The organism is Deinococcus koreensis, assembly GCF_002901445.1.
Taxonomy (GTDB): Bacteria; Deinococcota; Deinococci; order Deinococcales; family Deinococcaceae; genus Deinococcus; species Deinococcus koreensis.
The window spans coordinates 2,020,864-2,037,879 of the sequence record NZ_PPPD01000001.1 but is presented as its reverse complement, the minus strand read 5'-3'; the positions used below and the strand labels follow the sequence as shown (position 1 = coordinate 2,037,879).

Annotated in this window: 18 protein-coding genes; 14 read left to right on the top strand and 4 right to left on the bottom strand. The window is 71.3% G+C overall.

All coding sequences use genetic code 11. The features are described from left to right. Nucleotides 1–507 precede the first annotated feature (507 nt). The 4 genes from CVO96_RS09715 to CVO96_RS09700 all read left to right on the top strand — a co-directional run bounded on the left by CVO96_RS09715 (nt 508) and on the right by CVO96_RS09700 (nt 4,269). Complete coding sequence (locus CVO96_RS09715) at nt 508–1,230, top strand: phospholipase A2 (protein WP_103312058.1); 723 nt, start codon at nt 508–510, stop codon at nt 1,228–1,230. A 259-nt stretch (nt 1,231–1,489) separates the two neighbouring features. After that, nucleotides 1,490–2,203: a hypothetical protein gene (locus CVO96_RS09710; protein WP_103312057.1), complete on the top strand. Its 714-nt coding sequence runs from the start codon at nt 1,490–1,492 to the stop codon at nt 2,201–2,203. Nucleotides 2,204–2,377: 174 nt separating this feature from the next. Next, a complete protein-coding gene (locus tag CVO96_RS09705; protein WP_103312056.1) occupies nt 2,378–3,640 on the top strand; it encodes a histidine kinase in 1,263 nt (420 codons plus the stop codon). Further along, nucleotides 3,637–4,269: a response regulator gene (locus tag CVO96_RS09700; RefSeq protein WP_103312055.1), complete on the top strand. Its 633-nt coding sequence runs from the start codon at nt 3,637–3,639 to the stop codon at nt 4,267–4,269. The genes CVO96_RS09705 and CVO96_RS09700 overlap by 4 nt, the downstream gene beginning before the upstream one ends. Nucleotides 4,270–4,330: 61 nt before the next feature. Here the strand turns inward: CVO96_RS09700 and CVO96_RS09695 are convergent, their stop codons facing one another. Together CVO96_RS09695 and CVO96_RS09690 are read right to left on the bottom strand one after the other, a co-directional pair. Further along, nucleotides 4,331–4,666: a four-helix bundle copper-binding protein gene (locus CVO96_RS09695; protein WP_103312054.1), complete on the bottom strand. Its 336-nt coding sequence runs from the start codon at nt 4,664–4,666 to the stop codon at nt 4,331–4,333. Nucleotides 4,667–4,711: 45 nt separating this feature from the next. After that, nucleotides 4,712–5,179 (bottom strand): GNAT family N-acetyltransferase, encoded by a 468-nt coding sequence (locus tag CVO96_RS09690; RefSeq protein ID WP_103312053.1) that lies wholly within the window; start codon nt 5,177–5,179, stop codon nt 4,712–4,714. A 322-nt stretch (nt 5,180–5,501) separates the two neighbouring features. On the opposite strand from CVO96_RS09690, the gene CVO96_RS09685 reads away from it, so the two are divergent. From CVO96_RS09685 to CVO96_RS09640, 10 genes are all read left to right on the top strand, one after another. Next, nucleotides 5,502–6,560 carry a glucose-1-phosphate thymidylyltransferase gene (locus CVO96_RS09685; protein ID WP_103312052.1) on the top strand — a complete coding sequence of 353 codons (1,059 nt, stop codon included), beginning with the start codon at nt 5,502–5,504 and terminating at the stop codon, nt 6,558–6,560. A gap of 105 nt (nt 6,561–6,665) precedes the next feature. After that, nucleotides 6,666–7,268 carry a YceD family protein gene (locus CVO96_RS09680; protein WP_103312051.1) on the top strand — a complete coding sequence of 201 codons (603 nt, stop codon included), beginning with the start codon at nt 6,666–6,668 and terminating at the stop codon, nt 7,266–7,268. Continuing rightward, complete coding sequence (moaC, locus tag CVO96_RS09675) at nt 7,268–7,771, top strand: cyclic pyranopterin monophosphate synthase MoaC (protein WP_103312050.1); 504 nt, start codon at nt 7,268–7,270, stop codon at nt 7,769–7,771. The genes CVO96_RS09680 and moaC overlap by 1 nt, the downstream gene beginning before the upstream one ends. A gap of 119 nt (nt 7,772–7,890) precedes the next feature. Further along, nucleotides 7,891–9,543 (top strand): polymer-forming cytoskeletal protein, encoded by a 1,653-nt coding sequence (locus CVO96_RS21080; RefSeq protein ID WP_165795262.1) that lies wholly within the window; start codon nt 7,891–7,893, stop codon nt 9,541–9,543. Nucleotides 9,544–9,643: 100 nt separating this feature from the next. Next, the gene (locus CVO96_RS09665) at nt 9,644–10,990 is read left to right on the top strand and encodes a M20/M25/M40 family metallo-hydrolase (RefSeq protein ID WP_103312049.1); all 1,347 of its coding nucleotides are present in this window, start codon (nt 9,644–9,646) and stop codon (nt 10,988–10,990) included. Nucleotides 10,991–11,296: 306 nt separating this feature from the next. Further along, nucleotides 11,297–12,847 (top strand): threonine ammonia-lyase, biosynthetic, encoded by a 1,551-nt coding sequence (ilvA, locus tag CVO96_RS09660; RefSeq protein ID WP_103312048.1) that lies wholly within the window; start codon nt 11,297–11,299, stop codon nt 12,845–12,847. A gap of 94 nt (nt 12,848–12,941) precedes the next feature. Then, complete coding sequence (locus tag CVO96_RS09655; RefSeq protein ID WP_103312047.1) at nt 12,942–13,607, top strand: response regulator transcription factor; 666 nt, start codon at nt 12,942–12,944, stop codon at nt 13,605–13,607. A gap of 81 nt (nt 13,608–13,688) precedes the next feature. After that, nucleotides 13,689–14,822, top strand: a complete 1,134-nt coding sequence (locus CVO96_RS21275) for a PAS domain-containing protein (RefSeq protein WP_103312046.1) — start codon at nt 13,689–13,691, stop codon at nt 14,820–14,822. Nucleotides 14,823–15,080: 258 nt separating this feature from the next. Continuing rightward, a complete protein-coding gene (locus CVO96_RS09645; RefSeq protein WP_341476174.1) occupies nt 15,081–15,254 on the top strand; it encodes an ATP-binding protein in 174 nt (57 codons plus the stop codon). Beyond that, nucleotides 15,251–15,694, top strand: coding sequence for a response regulator (locus CVO96_RS09640; protein ID WP_103312044.1), 444 nt, complete (start codon nt 15,251–15,253; stop codon nt 15,692–15,694). Before CVO96_RS09645 ends, CVO96_RS09640 begins: the two co-directional genes overlap by 4 nt. Before the next feature lie 72 nt (nt 15,695–15,766). Here CVO96_RS09640 and CVO96_RS09635 read toward each other — a convergent pair whose 3' ends face one another. Both CVO96_RS09635 and CVO96_RS09630 read right to left on the bottom strand, forming a co-directional pair. Further along, nucleotides 15,767–16,270 (bottom strand): hypothetical protein, encoded by a 504-nt coding sequence (locus CVO96_RS09635; RefSeq protein WP_103312043.1) that lies wholly within the window; start codon nt 16,268–16,270, stop codon nt 15,767–15,769. Nucleotides 16,271–16,378: 108 nt separating this feature from the next. Continuing rightward, nucleotides 16,379–16,948, bottom strand: a complete 570-nt coding sequence (locus CVO96_RS09630; protein WP_165795261.1) for an HD domain-containing protein — start codon at nt 16,946–16,948, stop codon at nt 16,379–16,381. Between the last annotated feature and the right edge of the window lie 68 nt (nt 16,949–17,016).

Genomic DNA, 17,016 nt, shown 5'->3' with positions numbered 1-17,016 from the left:
CTGCGGGGCCGCTTCGCCCGGATCGGACGCACGGGCCAGACCTGGCCCTGACCTGAAGTGTATGCCGCGCTGTCGCAGCGCGGCGGCCCCCCATCCAGAGCATCCGGCCAGCGCTGGCGGCGGCGCCCGGAGGATCGGACGCCCCCCCTCCAGACACCGTCAGGCCTCCTGCAGACGGGAGCCGGGGCCCCCACTCTGCCGATCAGGACAGACCCCTCGACCGATCCTCCGCCTAACCACGAGACTCGCGAAGGCGGCGGTGTGCCCGAAACCACCCAGGCCACCGGCTCAGGTCAGGCGTGAGCGCCAGATCAAGGCGTCTTCATCCTTCCGACTGTCTTCCGGCAGTAGGCGCCCAGGGCCGCACCCCTTAGGCTTCATCCCAGCAAGACAGTTCGCGAGCACCGCCGACCAGCACCGGCAGCGCCGCCGCCCCGCCGGACGGTGAACGCCTGCCCGTATCCCGCCCCACGCCCTTCCCCGGAAGGAGACCCAGGAGGATGTTCCATGACCGTTCAACGCACCTGCCTGCTGCTGCTCGGCACCCTCACCCTCGCCTCCTGCGGACAGCAGGCAGGGATGCCGGCCGCCTCCGCACCGACCACGGACACCGCTCCCGCCGCGGCCACCCCCACCAATCTGGACAGCGCGCAGCTGGCGGCCCTGCGCGCCCGTATCGCACAGATGCAGAGCCTGCAGGCCGACGTGCAGGCTGGCCGCGTGCCCGCCCCCGTGGACGACGCCGGGAAGGCCATCGACCTGAACCAGCTCATCCTGGATCTGCAGGCGGATCTGCGGGAGGGCCTCAGCCCCCGCCCCCTCCCGGCCGCCCAGCCGGGTGCCGGGCTCTCCGCCCAGGCGGCGCCCTACGCCCTGTCGACCTACACGACCATCGCGGCGACCAATACCTTCCGCTCCCGGTACTGGACGCTGCGCGGCGCCTTCCCGCGCTTCAACTGGGGCAACGACGGCTGCAGCGGCCCGGCCGGCTACACCGGCTGGAGCGACGAATTCTTCTGGCCCTGCGTGCAGCACGACTTCGGCTACCGCAACGCACGCTTCTACCCCAGCCGCATGAACGAGGCAGACCGCCACTGGATCGACGGCCAGTTCAAGCAGCACATGCAGGCGGTATGCGACACGCTGGGCTGGCGCAAACCCTTCTGCTACGTCGCCGCCCAGGCCTTCTACACGGCCGTGTACCTGCGGGGCGGTTCGTCCTACTACTGAGCCCTCCACTGCTCTGCCCTCCACTGCTCTGCCCTCCACTGCTCTGCCCTCCACTGCTCTGCCCTCCACTGTTCCGCCTTCTCCCGACCCTCGCCCGGTGAACCAGGCGCAGAGGAGGCCCACCCCCACACAACATCTCCACCGCCGCTGACCCTGTTTCGGTGACCCCGTTCCAGCTCCCGTCCCCTGCCCTGTTCCCCTGGCTGGAGCCCGTCCTCTCCCCCGGCGCCCCGGCGCCCGTCATCCCTGGAGGATCACCATGCACCCCACCCTGAACCGCCGCTCCGTGACCGGCGCCTTCCTGGCCCTGACCATCGCCCTGAGTGCCTGCGGCCAGACGCCGCCGGTGGCGCCCAGCGCCGCTCCCGCGCCGGTCTCCTCGGCACCTGCCCCTTCTGCACCGGCCTTCCCTGCACCGGCCTCCTCGGCCCTGCCCCTGACCGACGCCGGCCAGGCCAATGAGGCCCGAACCACCGCCGTCGCCGCCGCCCGGGGCCTGCGGGTGAATGCCCTGGTGACGCTGGAGGACGGAGCCGGCGTGCCCACCACCTACATCGACGCGGCCACGCCCGGCGGCCAGCCCGTGACCCTGATCGGCAGTGTGGAAGGCGGCACGCCCGTCTTCGCCGAGCTGGGAATGGTGCCCGAAGGGCAGGCCGGCACGCGCGGTTCCCCCTTCCTGATCACCCCCCTGACCGCACAGGGCGCCGTCTCCACCGCCATGACCGCGCAGGGGGTCGCCGACTGGGTGTACGACCGCCTCGTCTCGCTCATCAACCAGTACAAACGCGCTCCAAGCTGGCTCAAGTGGACCCTGCGCGGGCCGATCAAGGCCGTGATCAAGCTGATCATCGGCGAGGCCATCAACCGCGGCTGCAACTACGCCTACGACACGCTGGTTCGCAAGCTCCACGCCGACAGCCGCTGGGTGCCGCTGGGCCGCGCCCTGCTGTGCGAGATCCTGCTGGGCTGAGGAGTGGGGGAACGCCCGGCCCCTCGGCCGGGCGCCTCCGCTGAGCCGCGTCCGCTTCATGACCCTCAGCGGCGCGCCCGCTACACTGCAAGTCCAGTCACAGTTCCCAAGCGCCGGGCCGCCCTGCCTTCCTCCTCCGCCCTCCCCGTGGCCCCTTCCCCCGAGGAACCGAACATGCCCGTGTCGCCCCCCGCGTCCGCTGTTCTGCCCGACTTTTTCCGCCTCCGCTGGCCCCGGCGCCTGTTTCCCGCGCGGCTGCCGGAGGTGGTCGTGCCGCCCGACGAGGGCGCCCTGGACGAGATCCGGCGGGTCATCCGGCTGACCGGGCTGGTGCTGTGGGGCGCGCTCTCGCTGCACTCGCTGCTGGTCGAGCCCATCCGCGACCACCTGCAGCGGGCCGAGGTGCTGCGCTGGGGGGTGGCCGACCTGGCCTTCTTAGCGGTGTTCCTGCTGACCATCCAGCGCCCGGTCACGCCCGGCGCCCGGCGGCTGAGCCTGCACCTGATCGCGCTGCAGACCGTGCTGGCCCTGGTGGCCAACGCCCTGCTGCGCGGCAGTTCCATCCAGGCCGGGCTGCTGATCGTGGTGGCCGGCCAGCTGGGCCTGCTGCTGCCCTGGCGCCCCGCGGTGGGCTGGGTGCTGGCGCAGTCGGGCACCCTGCTGTGGGTACTGCTCACGCACTGGAAACACGATCTGGACGCCTGGGCCTTCAGCACCGGCTACCTGTGTTTCCAGCTGTTCGCCGTGACCACCGCCCAGACCGCCGTGCGCGAGGTGCAGGCCCGCCAGGCGCTGGCGGCGGTCGTGGAGGAACTGCAGGCCACGCGGGCGCTGCTCAGCGAGGCCAGCCGGCAGGCCGAGCGCCTGCAGATCTCGCGCGAACTGCACGATCTGCTGGGCCACCACCTGACCGCCCTGGGGATGAACCTGCAGGTGGCCGCCCACCAGTTGCCGGCCAGCCCGGCCCGCGACCACGTGCTCACCGCGCAGGGGGTGGCGCAGCAGCTGCTGGGCGATGTCCGCACCGCCGTGCGCGGGATGCGCGACACGGCCAGCTGCGATTTTCCGCAGGAGCTGGGGCGCATCGTGGCCGGTACGCCCCTGCAGGTTCACCTGAAGCTGGCCGACGACCTGCACCTGACCTGCCCCATCACCTCGCAGGTGCTGCTGCGCTCCGTGCAGGAGATCCTGACCAACGCCGCCCGGCACGCCCGGGCCCGGCAGGTCTGGCTGGACGTGCAGCGCGACGGCCAGAGCGTGCATCTGCGGGCCCACGACGACGGCCACGGCAAGGAGGCCTCCCGCCTGCGCTTCGGCTGCGGCCTGAACGGCATGCGTGAGCGGCTGGAAAGCCTGGGCGGCAGCCTGGCCGTGCAGGCCCGCCCCGGCCGGGGCCTGAGCCTGCACGCGACCCTGCCCCTGCGGAGGCTGACATGATCCGCGTGTGCATCGTGGAAGACCAGACGCTGGTGCGTCAGGGGCTGCGCAGCATGCTGGCCCTCCCGGGCGATATGGACGTGGTCGCGGAGGCCGAGGACGGGGTGCAGGCGGTGGCGCTGCTACCGGCGCTCAGACCCGACGTGCTGCTGCTCGACTACCGTATGCCCCGGATGGACGGTCTGGAGGTGCTGCGGCGCCTGGGCGCCCAGGGCGCTCTGCCGCCCACCCTGATCCTAACCACCTTCGAGGACGACGATCTGCTCATCAGCGGGGTGGAGGCCGGGGCCCGCGGCTACCTGCTCAAGGACGTCTCGCTGGAGATCCTGCTCCAGGCGATCCGCACCGTGGCGCGCGGGGGGCGCTGGCTGCAGCCGGTGACCACCGAGCGCGTCCGGGCGCCGGAGGGCCCCGGTGCGGGCTGGCCCGGGGATCCCGTCACCCTCACCGAGCGCGAGCAGGAGGTATTGCGCCTGATGGCCGGGGGCTTCAGCAACCGCGAGATCGCCGGGCTGATCACCACCACCGAGGGCACCATCAAGGGCTACGTCTCGAACATCCTCTCCAAGATGGGAGTGCGCGACCGCACGCGGGCCGTGCTGCGGGCCATGGAGATCCAGCTCCTGTAGTCCGGGTGCCGTCACGCTGCCGCAGCGATCCCGGCCTCACCCGCGGGGGCGGAGGCGGCCCTCAGGCGACCAGACGGCGGCAGGCGGCTTCGCAGGCGCGGCAGGCCTCGGCGCACCGGCGGCAGTGATCGTGGTGGGCGGCGTGCTTCTCACATTCCTCGGCGCAGGCCGCGCAGGCCTCGGCACACAGCGCGCAGGCCCGCGGGTGCAGGGCGCTGCCGCGCATCAGCAGCCGGGCCGTGAACGCGCAGGCGTCGGCACAATCGCGGTCGAGGCGGATACAGCCGCGCATCATGTCGATATCGGGCTCGTCCAGGCAGGCGCTGGCACAGTGCTCACAGGCGGCCAGACAGGCGAGGCAGGCGTCGATACACTCCTGGATCAGCTGCGGGTTCATGCCCCACCGTGCCACGGCCGGCGGGCGGGCAGATGGGAGGGGCGTTCAGGCGGGCTTCAGCGGCAGCTCGTAGCACTGGCTGTTCTCGATGCCCACGTAGTAACCGAAGTTGGGGATGCGGGTGAACCCGCTGCGCTCGTAGAGCGCGACGGCCTCGGCCTGCAGGTCGCCGGTCTCCAGCACCAGGCGTTCGTAGCCCTGGGCCCGGCCCCGCTCGATCAGCTCGTTCAGGATCTGGCGGCCGAGGCCGCGCCCCCGCGCCGCCGGCACGGTGTACATGCGCTTGACCTCGGCCGAGGTCTGATCCAGCCGCTTGATCGCCCCGCAGGCCAGCAGCTCGGCCCCCTCCTGCACCGCCAGCAGCACGCAGCCCTCGCCGGAGAGGATGGCCGGGTCGAAGGGCTCGGTGCGCTCGTCGGTATCCTGATACAGCTCGCGCAGTTCACGCTGCTGGGCGTTCATCAGCGAGATCACGCGCGGGTCGGTGGGCGGCATGTCCAGAAGCTGCGGCATGGCTCAGCGTACCGGGCCGGGCCGGGGGCTGAACAGGCCAACCGGATCGGCCGGGAGCCGGGGCCCAGCGTCGAGTCCAGGGTCATGTCCAGGGCCGTCATGAGCCGTGGGGCTGGCGGTCGACGCCGACTGGTCGGTGGGGCTCGCCGCGCGCCGATGTGGAAAGAGGTGGGTATCAGGCAGGAGCGGCTCCAGGCCTGGAACGCCCGATCCGGCCTCCTGCACGGCCGGTTTCCCCGGCGATCCGGCCCACTCCCGGCCCATCCTTTACAGACCTTTACGGACGGGGCCGGGGGGGCCGGCGTCCACTAGACTCCCTGGAATGAAAGCGATCATCCCGGCAGCCGGTTTGGGCACGCGTCTGCGTCCACTCACCTACACGAGGCCCAAGCCCGTTCTGCGGGTGGCGGGGCAGCCCATCATCCGCCACGCCATCCGCACCCTGCAGCAGGCCGGCATCACCGAGATCGGGGTGGTCGTCTCGGACATCACGCGTGAGGAGATCCAGCACGCGCTTCGCAACGTGGAAGGCGTGAGCATCACGCTGATCAACCAGCACGAGCAGCTGGGCCTGGGCCACGCGGTGCTGATCGCCCGCGACTGGGTGGGCGATTCGGATTTCTGCGTCTACCTGGGCGACAACCTCTTCGAGCACGGTGCCCTGCCCTTCGTCGAGCGCTTCCGCGCCGAGCGCCCCGAGGCGCTGATCGCGCTGGTCGAGGTCGCCGATCCCACCTCCTTCGGGGTGGCGGAGATGAGCGGCGAGCGCATCACGCGGCTGGTGGAAAAGCCCAAGGATCCGCCCAGCAACATGGCGGTGGCGGGGCTGTACTGCTTCACGCCGGCCATCTTCCAGGTGCTGCAGGACATGCCGCCCTCGGCGCGCGGCGAGTACGAGATCACCGACGGCATCCAGCGCCTGATCGAGGGGGAATACGCCGTGCTGGGTCAGGCCGTCAGGGGCTGGTGGAAGGACACCGGGCGCCCGGACGACCTGCTCGACGCCAACCGCCTGCTGCTGGAGCGCATCGAGACCGATATCCGCGGCACCGTGGAGGACTCGGTGCTCACCGGACGGGTGGTGGTGCCGCCGACCTCGCGCGTGACCCGCTCCAAGATCGTGGGGCCGGTGCTGCTGGCCGAGGGCGTGATCATCGAGGACGCCTACATCGGGCCGTTCACGTCCATCGGCAAGGGCAGCGTGATCCGCGCCGCCGAGGTCGAGCACTCGGTCATCGACGAGGGCGCCAGCATCCAGTTCGTCCACCGCCGCCTGCAGGACTGCCTGATCGGCGTGCGCGCCCAGGTGCGCGGCGACCGCACCATGCCGCGCACCCACAAGCTGACGATTTCCGATGCCAGCGTGGTCGAACTGGTCTGAACGTCGAGCTGGTCTGGGCGCAGCTGGATCGACCCTCCGGGCTGAACGAGGCCTGACGGTCAGGGCTGCACGGTCAGGGGGTCGCCCCCGCCCTATCATGGGGCCATGACCGATTCGCCCCTTATTCATCTGGGTTCCCTGCTGCGCGCCGACGAGGACGCGCACGCGGAAGGCACCCTGGATCACCTCCAGTACGAGCAGGGCGGAGTCGCCCACACCCTGCCCTTCGCCGAGCCCGCCTCCTTCGAGGTGGATGTCAACTCGCTGGGCGGCAGCGAGATGTACCTGCAGGGCTCCTTCGAGCCGGTGCTGACCATGGACTGCGCCCGCTGTCTGCGCGAGGTGCTGGTGCCCCTGGAGATCACGCTGGGCACGCTGCTGCGCTACGACCCCTCGGCCGACGCGCCCTATCTGGAAGAGGCCGAGACCGGCGAGGAGGTGCTGGTCTTCGGCGACCCCAACCTGGATCTCAGCGCCTACCTGGCCGAAACGACCCTGCTGGCCGCGCCGCTGAGCGTGCTGCACGACCCGGAGTGCAGGGGGCTGTGCCAGGTTTGCGGCCACGACCTGAACCTGGGGCCCTGCGAGCACATGGCGCAGGTGCCGGTCGAGGAGATCGACGACGACCTGGGCATCCCGGAAGGCAGCGGCCACGCCAAGCAGAACCCCTTCGCGGCCCTGCGCGACCTGAAGCTGCCGGACGAGTGATGCCGGAGCAGACCGTGTCGGAGCAGGGCACACCCGAGCTGACCCATTTCGTGGACGGCCTGCCGCGCATGGTGGACGTCACGGGGAAGGTGGCCACGACCCGCACGGCGAGCGCCGAGGCCTGGGTGCGCCTGCCCCCGGAGGCGCGCGCCGCGCTGCTGGCCGGCACCAATCCCAAGGGCGACCCGCTGGTGGTCGCGCGGCTGGGCGGGCTGGCGGGCAGCAAGCGCACGGCCGAGCTGATCCTGCTGTGCCACCCCATTCCCGTGACCGGCGCCGACGTGCAGGTCACGCTGGAAGACGGCGGCGTGCGGGTCGAGGCCACCGTCCGCACCACGGCGCCCACCGGCGTGGAGATGGAGGCGCTGACGGCCGCGACCGTCGCGGCGCTCAACGTCTACGACATGCTCAAGGCCGCCAGCAAGGCCATCGAGATCACGGACGTGCGCCTGCTGAGCAAGACCGGCGGCAAGAGCGGGGATTATCAGGCGCCGGCTCGCTAACCCGGCTGCGTTCGGACGGACGGCCGGCGCTGCATCCGGCCCAGGCATCAGGAAGTGATCAGACCGCGCCTAGACAGGCGCTGGGAACCCTGGGCAGTGCTTCGACGTAAAGGAAACGTATGGGCGTGGATGGTCGCGACAACCGATTGAGGCCGGGCGGGGAGACCTGGCTCGATCTGCTGCACCGCGAGGCCGAGGGCGACCTGAACCCGGCCGAGCAGCGCGCCCTGGCCGCCCTGCCGAACCAGCCCGAGATCGACCAGCAGCGCCGCCGGCTGGCCCACGCGGCCGCGACCCTGCGGGGCCTGCCCCCACCGGCGCTGCCCCACACCCTGGCGACCCGGCTGGCCGCCGACGTGGCCGTGAGCGTGCGCCTGAGCGCCGCCCCGCCCCCGCCCCGCAGCGTGGCGGCCGAGGTCGCCGGCCAGGTCGCGCTCGCGGCCGCGCTGCAGGCCCAGGCTCCCCGCCTCCCCCACAGCGTCGCGGCGGCCGTGGCGGCCGAGGTGCGCGCGGACGCGCTGCTGGGTCAGCTCGCCTCCCCCGGATCGCCGGCCAGCATCGCGGCCGCGGCCGGCTCGGAAGTGTCCTGGTCGGCCCGCCTGCACGCCCCTGTACCCCCCATGCCGCGCTCGGTGGCGGCCGACGTGGTGGCCCGCCTGGGTGAGCCGCAGACGTCCGCCTCCCGGCCCACCCCGGCACCTCTCCCGGCTCTCTCGGCTCCCACCTCGGAGCCGGGGGCCGCCCTGGCCCTGAGCACGCCGCGCCGCAACCCCGCGCCCCTGACCCTGGTGGTCGCGCTGATGGTCGGGCTGACCCTGCTGGCCGTGACGACCGCCTGGCCCAATCTGGCCGCCGGGGCGCTGGTGCTCCGAACCCTGCTCGCCCAGGTCTCGCCGCTGGCGGGCGTGGGCCTGGCCCTGCTGCTGATCACGTCCGCGCTGGTGACCTGGCGCCCGGGCCCCGCCGCGCAGTGGGCCGGGGCCGGGGCCTTCGCCCTGAGCGCCCTGCTGACCCTGCCGGCGGTGGCCGACGTGGCCGCCCGTGGCGACATCCGCTTCGGACAGGACGTGACCGTGACGGGGGCGGTGAGCGGCAACGTGATCGCGGTGGGCGGCCACGTGTACCTGAACTCGGGCGCCCGCGTGCGCGGCGAGGTCGTGACCCTGCTGGGCGACGTGTACCGCGACCCCGGCGCGCAGGTCGGCGGCCACGTCTCGGCCCTGCTGGGGCAGGCGCCCGGTGACCCCGCCGCGCTGCAGACCGCGCCCCCCGAAGGCATCGGCATGGCCACCGCCGCCGCCTTCCGGCCCGTGCTGGGCTGGCTGGGCAGCGCGGCGTGGCCGCAGGTCTTCGTGACCCTGACCGGCGGCGCGCTGCTGCTGCTGTTCGTGGCCGGGCTGGCGCCGCTGCTGGCCCGCCGGCAGCGGCACGCGCCCATCCGTACCCTGGCGCTGGGGGTGCTGATCCTGGCGGCGCTGCTGCTGCCCGCGCTGGGGCTGGCGCTGGCCGGGTTGCTGGGCCCCGCCCTGGTCGCCTGCGCCCTGGCCGGGGTGCTGATCGCCCTGGGCCTGAGCGTCAGCGCCTACGACGCGGGCCGCACCCTGGCCCTGCGCCTGCGCCTGCCTGTCCCCGACGCGGTGGGCGCCCTGCTGGGCCTGAGCGCGGTGGCCGCCAGCCTGAGCGAGCCGCCCCTGGCGCTGAGCCTGGCCCTGGTGGGCGGCGCCTGGGGCGCGGGCACGCTGCTGCTCACCCGGGGGCCCCGCGCGGCGTAAGGAGGCGGGCCACAGATCCGGGCGCCCCCTCTTCCCGCTCTGACGGAACCGGGCTGGCCCTGGCGCGGGAGGCCGCGCGAAATCCTCTACCCTGCGGGCCATGACACCCGAGACCCGGCCCGACCTCTCCGCCCACATCGCGCGCGGCCTGAGCGACCTTCGCAATCTGGTGGCGCTCCAGAGCGTGTCGGCCCAGGGCCGGATGCTGCTCGAGACGGCCGGCGCCGTGGCCGGGCTGCTCCGGGCCGAGGGCTTCACGGTGCGCGAGTACCCCGGTCAGGTCGCGCCCGTGCTGGTGGCCGAGGCGGGGAGCGGCCCCTTCACCCTGCTGATCTACAACCACTACGACGTGCAGCCCGAAGACCCCGCCGGGCTGTGGGAGAGCCCGCCCTTCACGCTCACCGAGCGGGACGGCCGACTCTACGGACGCGGCGCCAGCGACGACAAGGGCGAATTCGTGTCCCGGCTGGCAGGTCTGCGGGCCCTGCGCGAGCGGCATGGCGGCCAGCTCCCCCTGCGCGTGAAGTGGCTGCTGGAGGGCGAGGAGGAGGTCGGCAGCCCCAGCCTGGAAGCCTTCGTGCAGGAACACGCCGCCGAACTCCGGGCCGACGGCGTGTGGTGGGAATTCGGCTCGGTCACTCCGGAGGGGCAGCCCATCCTGTACGCGGGCCTCAAGGGGATCGTGTGCCTGGAACTGCGCTGCCGGGTGGCCGCCAGCGACCTGCACAGCTCCACGGGCGCGGTCGTGGACAACCCCCTGTTCCGCCTGAGCCGCGCCGTGGCCTCGCTGCGCGACGAGGAGGGCAACGTGACCATCCCCGGCTTTCACGAGGACATCCGCGCCGAGAACCAGGCCGACCTGGACGCCATCTCGGCCCTGCCCGGCCACGGCGAGGCCCTGCTGCGCGGCTACGAGGTCACGCGACCCCTGGGCACCCCCGGGGACTACCACCGCCGCATGAACCTGATGCCGGTGGTGAACATCAACGGCTTCCACGGCGGCTACGGCGGCCAGGGCAGCAAGACCGTGCTGCCCGCGGAGGGTATGGTCAAGATCGACTTCCGTCTGGTGCCCGATCAGCAGCCGGACAGGGTGGTGCAGCTGCTGCGGGCCCATCTGGACGCGCAGGGCCTGGACGACATCGAGATCGTGGAGCTGGAGAGCCACCAGCACCCGGCCCGCTCCGACCTGAATTCCCCTTTCGTGAAGGTGGCCGCCCGTGTGGCGAGGGAGGTTCACGGTCACGAGCCCCTGCTGCACCCCTCTTCTGGCGGCAGTGGCCCCATGTATCCCTTCATGCAGCATGTGGGCGCCCCGGTGGTCGCCATGGGCATCGGCAACCCCACCGGCCGCGTCCACGCCCCCAACGAGAACATCCTGCGCCGCGACTTCGAGAACGGCGTGCGCTTCGCCCTGGAATTCATGGACGCGCTGGGCCAGGGGTGAAAGGCGTTGGAGCTGGTCACACGCCCCCTCTGCAAGCAGGTCTTCGACTCACGCCCAACCCCTCCCTGCTTCGCAGCTCTGCGAGTCCGGGGAGGGGGCTGGGGGGTGGGGGAGCCCGCGGCAGGCGCCCACGCATAACCCCCTTGTCTACCCCTTCCCGCACACCCGAGACCGCCCCCGCCTATGCTCCAGCCATGAAGACCGCGCGAATTACCGGCATGTCAGGGGTTCTGGCCTGACAGCCGCCGCGCTGTGCACCTGCCCCCGCTGAACTGGCGGGGGCTGTTCATTGAAAGGAGAGGGCGAATGCTGCAGACCAAGAACTTCAAGCCCGGCGAACTCGACGCGATGGACGTGCTGCGCCTCGCCCTGACCAGCAAGGTGTACGGCGCGGCCATCGAGACGCCGGTCAGCGAGACGCCGGGGCTCAGTGAGCGCACCGGCAACCGGGTGCTGCTCAAGCGCGAGGATCTGCAGCCGATCTTCTCCTTCAAGCTGCGCGGCGCCTACAACAAGATGGCGCAGCTGAGCGCCGAGGAGCGCGCCCGTGGAGTGATCTGCGCCTCGGCGGGGAACCACGCGCAGGGCGTGGCCTTCGCGGCCCAGCAGCTCGGCCTGCGGGCCGTGATCGTGATGCCCGCGACCACCCCCGAGATCAAGGTGGGCGCCTGCCGGGCCCGCGGCGCCGAGGTCGTACTGCACGGCGACTCCTTCAGCGACGCCGAGGCCCACGCCCTGGGGCTGCAGGCGGCGCTGGGCCTGACCCCCGTGCACCCCTACGACGACCCGCTGGTGCTGGCCGGGCAGGGCACCGTGGCGCTGGAGCTGCTGCGGCAGGTCGAGACGGGCAACGGGTACACGGTGTTCGTGCCGGTGGGCGGCGGCGGCCTGATCGCCGGCGTGGCGAGCGTGATCAAGGCGCTGCGCCCGGATATCCGCGTGGTGGGCGTGGAACCCGACGACAGTGACGCCATGTACCAGTCGCTGCAGGCCGGCGAGCGGGTGCGGCTGGACACCGTGGGCATCTTCGTGGACGGCGTGGCGGTCAAGATGGTCGGCGCCTACACCTTCGACCTGACCCGCCGTTACGTGGACGACTGGGTGCGCGTGAACACCGACGAGGTCTGCGCGGCGATCAAGGACGTGTTCGACGACACCCGCGCCGTGATGGAACCCGCCGGGGCCCTGGCGGTGGCGGGCCTGAAGAAGTACGCGGCCGAGCGCAGCCTGCGCGGCGAGACGCTGGTGGCCCTGACCTGCGGCGCCAACGTGAATTTCGACCGCCTGCGCCACGTGGCCGAGCGCGCCGAGATCGGCGAACAGCGCGAGGCGATCCTGGCCGTGACCATTCCCGAGCGCCCCGGCGCCTTCCGGGAATTCATCGAGGTCGTCGGGGCGCGGGCCATCACCGAGTTCAACTACCGCTACGCGCCGCGCGCCGAGGCGCAGATCTTCGTGGGGGTGCAGCTCGCCCAGGCCGGGCAGCGCGGCGAACTGCTCGCGGCGCTGAGAACACGTGGGTACGCGGTCACGGACCTCACGGAAGACGAGCTGGCGAAGGTGCACGTGCGGCACATGGTCGGCGGCCGTGCCCCCGAGGCCACCGACGAGCGGGTCTATTCGTTCACCTTTCCCGAGCGGCCCGGCGCCCTGCTGGAGTTCCTGACCCACCTGCACGGACGCTGGAACATCAGCCTGTTCCACTACCGCAACCACGGCAGCGCGCACGGGCGGGTGCTGGCCGGGGTGCAGGTGCCCGGCGCAGACGCGGCGGAATTTGCGGCCTTCCTGTCGGGTCTGGGCTACCCGGCCACCGACATGAGCGGGAACGCGGCGTACCGGCTGTTCCTGACCTGAGGGGCGCTGCAGACGCGCCTACCAGATCAGCCGTTGTCGACGCCGTGACAATTGCTCGCTTTTGAAGCCTTCATGAACGTCTATGATAGGACACGTGACCACTCAACGGATTCTCGTGATTGAAGACGACCAGGACATTGCGAATGTCCTCAGAATGGATCTGACCGATGCCGGCTACGACGTCGAGCACGCCGATTCGGCCATGAACGGGCTGATCAAGGCCCGCGAGGATCATCCGACGCTGATCCTGCTCGACCTCGGCCTGCCGGATTTCGACGGTGGCGACGTGGTGCAGCGGCTGCGCAAGAACAGCGCCGTGCCGATCATCGTGCTGACCGCCCGCGACACGGTCGAGGAGAAGGTCAGGTTGCTGGGCCTGGGCGCCGACGACTACCTGATCAAGCCCTTCCACCCGGACGAACTGCTGGCGCGCGTGAAGGTGCAGCTCCGGCAGCGCACCACCGAGAGCCTGAGCATGGGCGACCTGACCCTCGACCCGCAAAAGCGCCTGGTGACCTACAAGACCGAGGAGCTGCGGCTCTCGCCCAAGGAGTTCGACATCCTGGCGCTGCTGATCCGCCAGCCTGGCCGCGTCTACTCGCGCCAGGAGATCGGCCAGGAGATCTGGCAGGGCCGTCTGCCCGAGGGCAGCAACGTGGTGGACGTGCATATGGCCAATCTGCGCGCCAAGCTGCGCGATCTGGACGGCTACGGCCTGCTCCGCACGGTGCGCGGCGTGGGCTACGCTCTGCGCGGCTGAGCAGTAGCAGCCCAGGGACAGCAGCACAGCGGTGACAGCGCGACGATGACGGCTCGATGGTGACAGCACAGCGGTGACGGTATGACTTTCTCTTCCACCGGGTTTGCCCTGGCAGACGCGGCGGCGCTGCTCCAGGCCCTGCCCAGCCCCGTGGCGCTGGCGCACATGGACGGTTCGCTGGTGCTGAACGCGGCGGCGCGTGCCCGGCTGGCGCAGGTGGGCGGCGCGCAGGACTGGACGGAACTCGTCCACCCCGAGAGCCTGCCGCGCGTCCAGGAGGCCCTGCGCCAGGCCTTTCACGGCGAGACCGGGCACGTCCCGGTGCGCCTGCCCGATTCGGCCTCGCCGGGTCTGGTCACGGTCGCGCCGGCCGGGCCGGGGGCCGCGCTGATCCATCTGCACGCGGCGCGTGATCCGCTTGAGGTCGCCCTGGAACTGATGGACGGCCTCGGGCTGGGCATGACCGTGCAGGCCCAGGACTCCCAGATCCTCTTCGCCAACCGCTCGGCCCAGGCCATCCTGGGACTGAGCTTCGACCAGCTGACCGGGCGGGACTCGCTCGATCCCCGCTGGCGCGCCATCCACCCCAGCGGCGCGGCCTTCCCCGGCGACCAGCACCCGGCGGTGCAGGCCCTGCGAAGCGGCGAGGTGCGGCGCCGGGTGCCGATGGGCGTGTTCCACCCTCCCTCCGAGACCTGGCGGTGGCTGAGTGTCACGGCCGTGCCCCGGCGCCTGCCCGGCTCGGCGCAGCCCCAGCAGGTCACGACGGTCTTCGAGGACACCACGGCTCTGCACCAGACCCAGGCCGCGCTCCAGCAGAGCGAGCGGAGGTTCCGGTCGCTGGTGGAGGCCACCGCGCAGATCGTCTGGACGGCCGACCCCGACGGCTTCTTCTCGCCGCCCCAGCCGGGCTGGGAGGCGTTCACCGGGCAGACCCCGGCCGAATACGAGGGCCAGGGCTGGCTCGCGGCCATCCACCCGGACGACCGGGCGCACACCCTGGCCGCCTGGAACGCCGCCGTGAAGACCTCGACCCTCTACGCGACCCGCCACCGGCTGCGCCGTCAGGGTGGAGAGTATGTCGCCATGCAGGTGCGGGGCGTGCCGGTGCTGGATGGGCAGGGTGCCGTGCAGGAGTGGGTGGGGGCCCACCACGACGGGCGGGCCACCCCGGCAGCCGAAGAGACGGAGCCGAATAGATCCTGCGAACCCTGAATACCGGGCCGAGGGCACAGGTGCAGGAGCACATCGGGCAGCCGGCCGAGGACATCCTGCGCCTGGATACCGCCGGGCACATTCCCTGAGCCACCCCCGGCTGCCGCCCCGGCACTTCCATGGCCAGCTCGGTGTCCAGACGAAGCAGTCTTCGAATGCCGCGCGCCCGAAGCGGGGCCCACCTCCCCGGCGGCCAGGTCAGCGTGGATATCACTGGCATCAGCATGGACACCGTGCCAGAGGGGGCCGCGCGGGGACTTGACACCCCTCAGCCCCTCCCACGCGTCCGGACGCCATGCTGGGAGCGGAATGCGCCTGGCCATCTGCCGTAGAATTGTGGAACATCACGGTGGCCGCCTGTGGCTGGAGTCTGTGCCCGGACAGGGCAGCACCTTTCACTTCACGCTGCCGGCCGTGCCCCCACACCCATGACTGAACCTGCCCCCCACATCGAAATCCTTCTGGTCGAAGACAACGAACCCGATGTCCTGCTCACGCTGGAAGCCTTCGGTGAGGCCCGCGTCCCCAACCGGCTGCACGTGGCCCGTGACGGCGTGGAGGCCATGCGCTTCCTGCGCCGCGAGGGTGAGCACGGTCAGGCGCCCCGCCCGGACATGATCCTGCTCGACATCAACATGCCGCGCAAGAACGGGCTGGAGGTGCTGAACGAGATCAAGGCCGACCGGGGGCTGAGTTCGATCCCGGTGGTCATGCTCACGACCAGCCAGTCCGACGACGACGTCCGCGCCTCCTACGAGCGACATGCCAGCGGCTACGTGGTCAAGCCGGTGGGTTTCGAGAACTTCCTGAGTGCCATGCGCGCCTTCGAGGAATTCTGGATGACCTTCGTGCGTTTCCCGCCGCGCCACTGAAAGCCACAAAGAGCCAGCCCCCACCACAGTTCGGTGGGGGCTGGCTCTTCTGGGTTTCGCCTGCTCTCGCGATCAGCGGCGGTCGGTGGTCGTGGTGCCCACCGTGGGGGTGGTGGTGGTGTACGTGGTGGTGGCGGGGCGGTTGCGACCCAGCAGGCCGAAGAGGCCCAGCAGGCCCAGCAGGCCCCAGGGGAACTGGCGGGTGTCGGCCACGCCGTCGTTGTTGGAGTCGACCACGCCGTCACCGTTGGGGTCGACGGTGTTGTTCACGGCCTCGCCGGTGTTCTGGATGGCCTCGCCGGTGGCTTCGGTGGCGTTCTCCACCGCGGCGCCGGTCGCAGCGGCGGCGTTGTCGACGGCGGCGCCGGTGGCCTCCGCGGCGTTCTCGACGGCGGCGCCCGTCTCGGCAGCTGCGTTGTCGACCGCGGCGCCCGCGCTCTCGGCGGCGCCGTCAGTCTGGCCGGGGGTGGCGTCCGTGGCCTGCACCTGCAGGTAGCCGGCGCTGGGAGCGGTCGCCAGGGCGGTGGGGGCGGCGAGCAGAAGGGTCAGGGTCAGGATGGTGTTCTTGGTGTTCATGAGGTCTCCTTGGGGGTGGGGCTTCAGTCGTCACGCATTGTGCGGGCTTCACCATGCCCAACTCTGAGCTTTCCCCGTAAGTGACCTTTATGTGTTGCTGGGCTGTTCTTATGTTCCCGCCACCGGCGGCAGGGGCTCGGCGGCGACCACCATCTCCTGCATGGCCGCCAGGACGTTCCGCAGATGAACCTCGAAGTCCACGCCCAGTTCCTCCGCGCCCTGCAGAACCTCGGCGCGGTTGACGCCGGCCGCGAAGGCCGGATTCCTGAAGCGCTTTTTCAGGCTGCCCAGTTCCAGCTGCCGGATGTCCCTGTCGGGCCGTACCAGCACGGCGGCCTGCACCAGCCCGGTCAGCTCGTCCACGGCGAAGAGCGTGCGGGCCAGCCGGGTGATGCGGGGCGTGTTGGTGTAGGTCGCGTGCCCCATGACCGCCTCCAGCACCTCGGGCGGGGTGTCGGTGTGCTCGCGCAGGTAGCGCACGCCCCAGGCCGGATGCTCCTGGGGATGCCGTTCGTAGTCGAAGTCGTGCAGCAGCCCGGTCACGGCGTAGGTCTCCTCGTCTTCCTGCCAGTGGCGGGCGTACCAGCGCATCGCCGCTTCCACGTTCAGCATGTGCCGCCGCAGCGATTCGGACGGAGTGTGTTCCAGCATCAGGGCGTAGGCCTCTTCGCGGTTCATGCCTGAGTGTAAGGGCCGTGGTGCAAGGGGCTGTGTCCGGTGCCTGGGGCGCGCTCTGATCTCTCCGC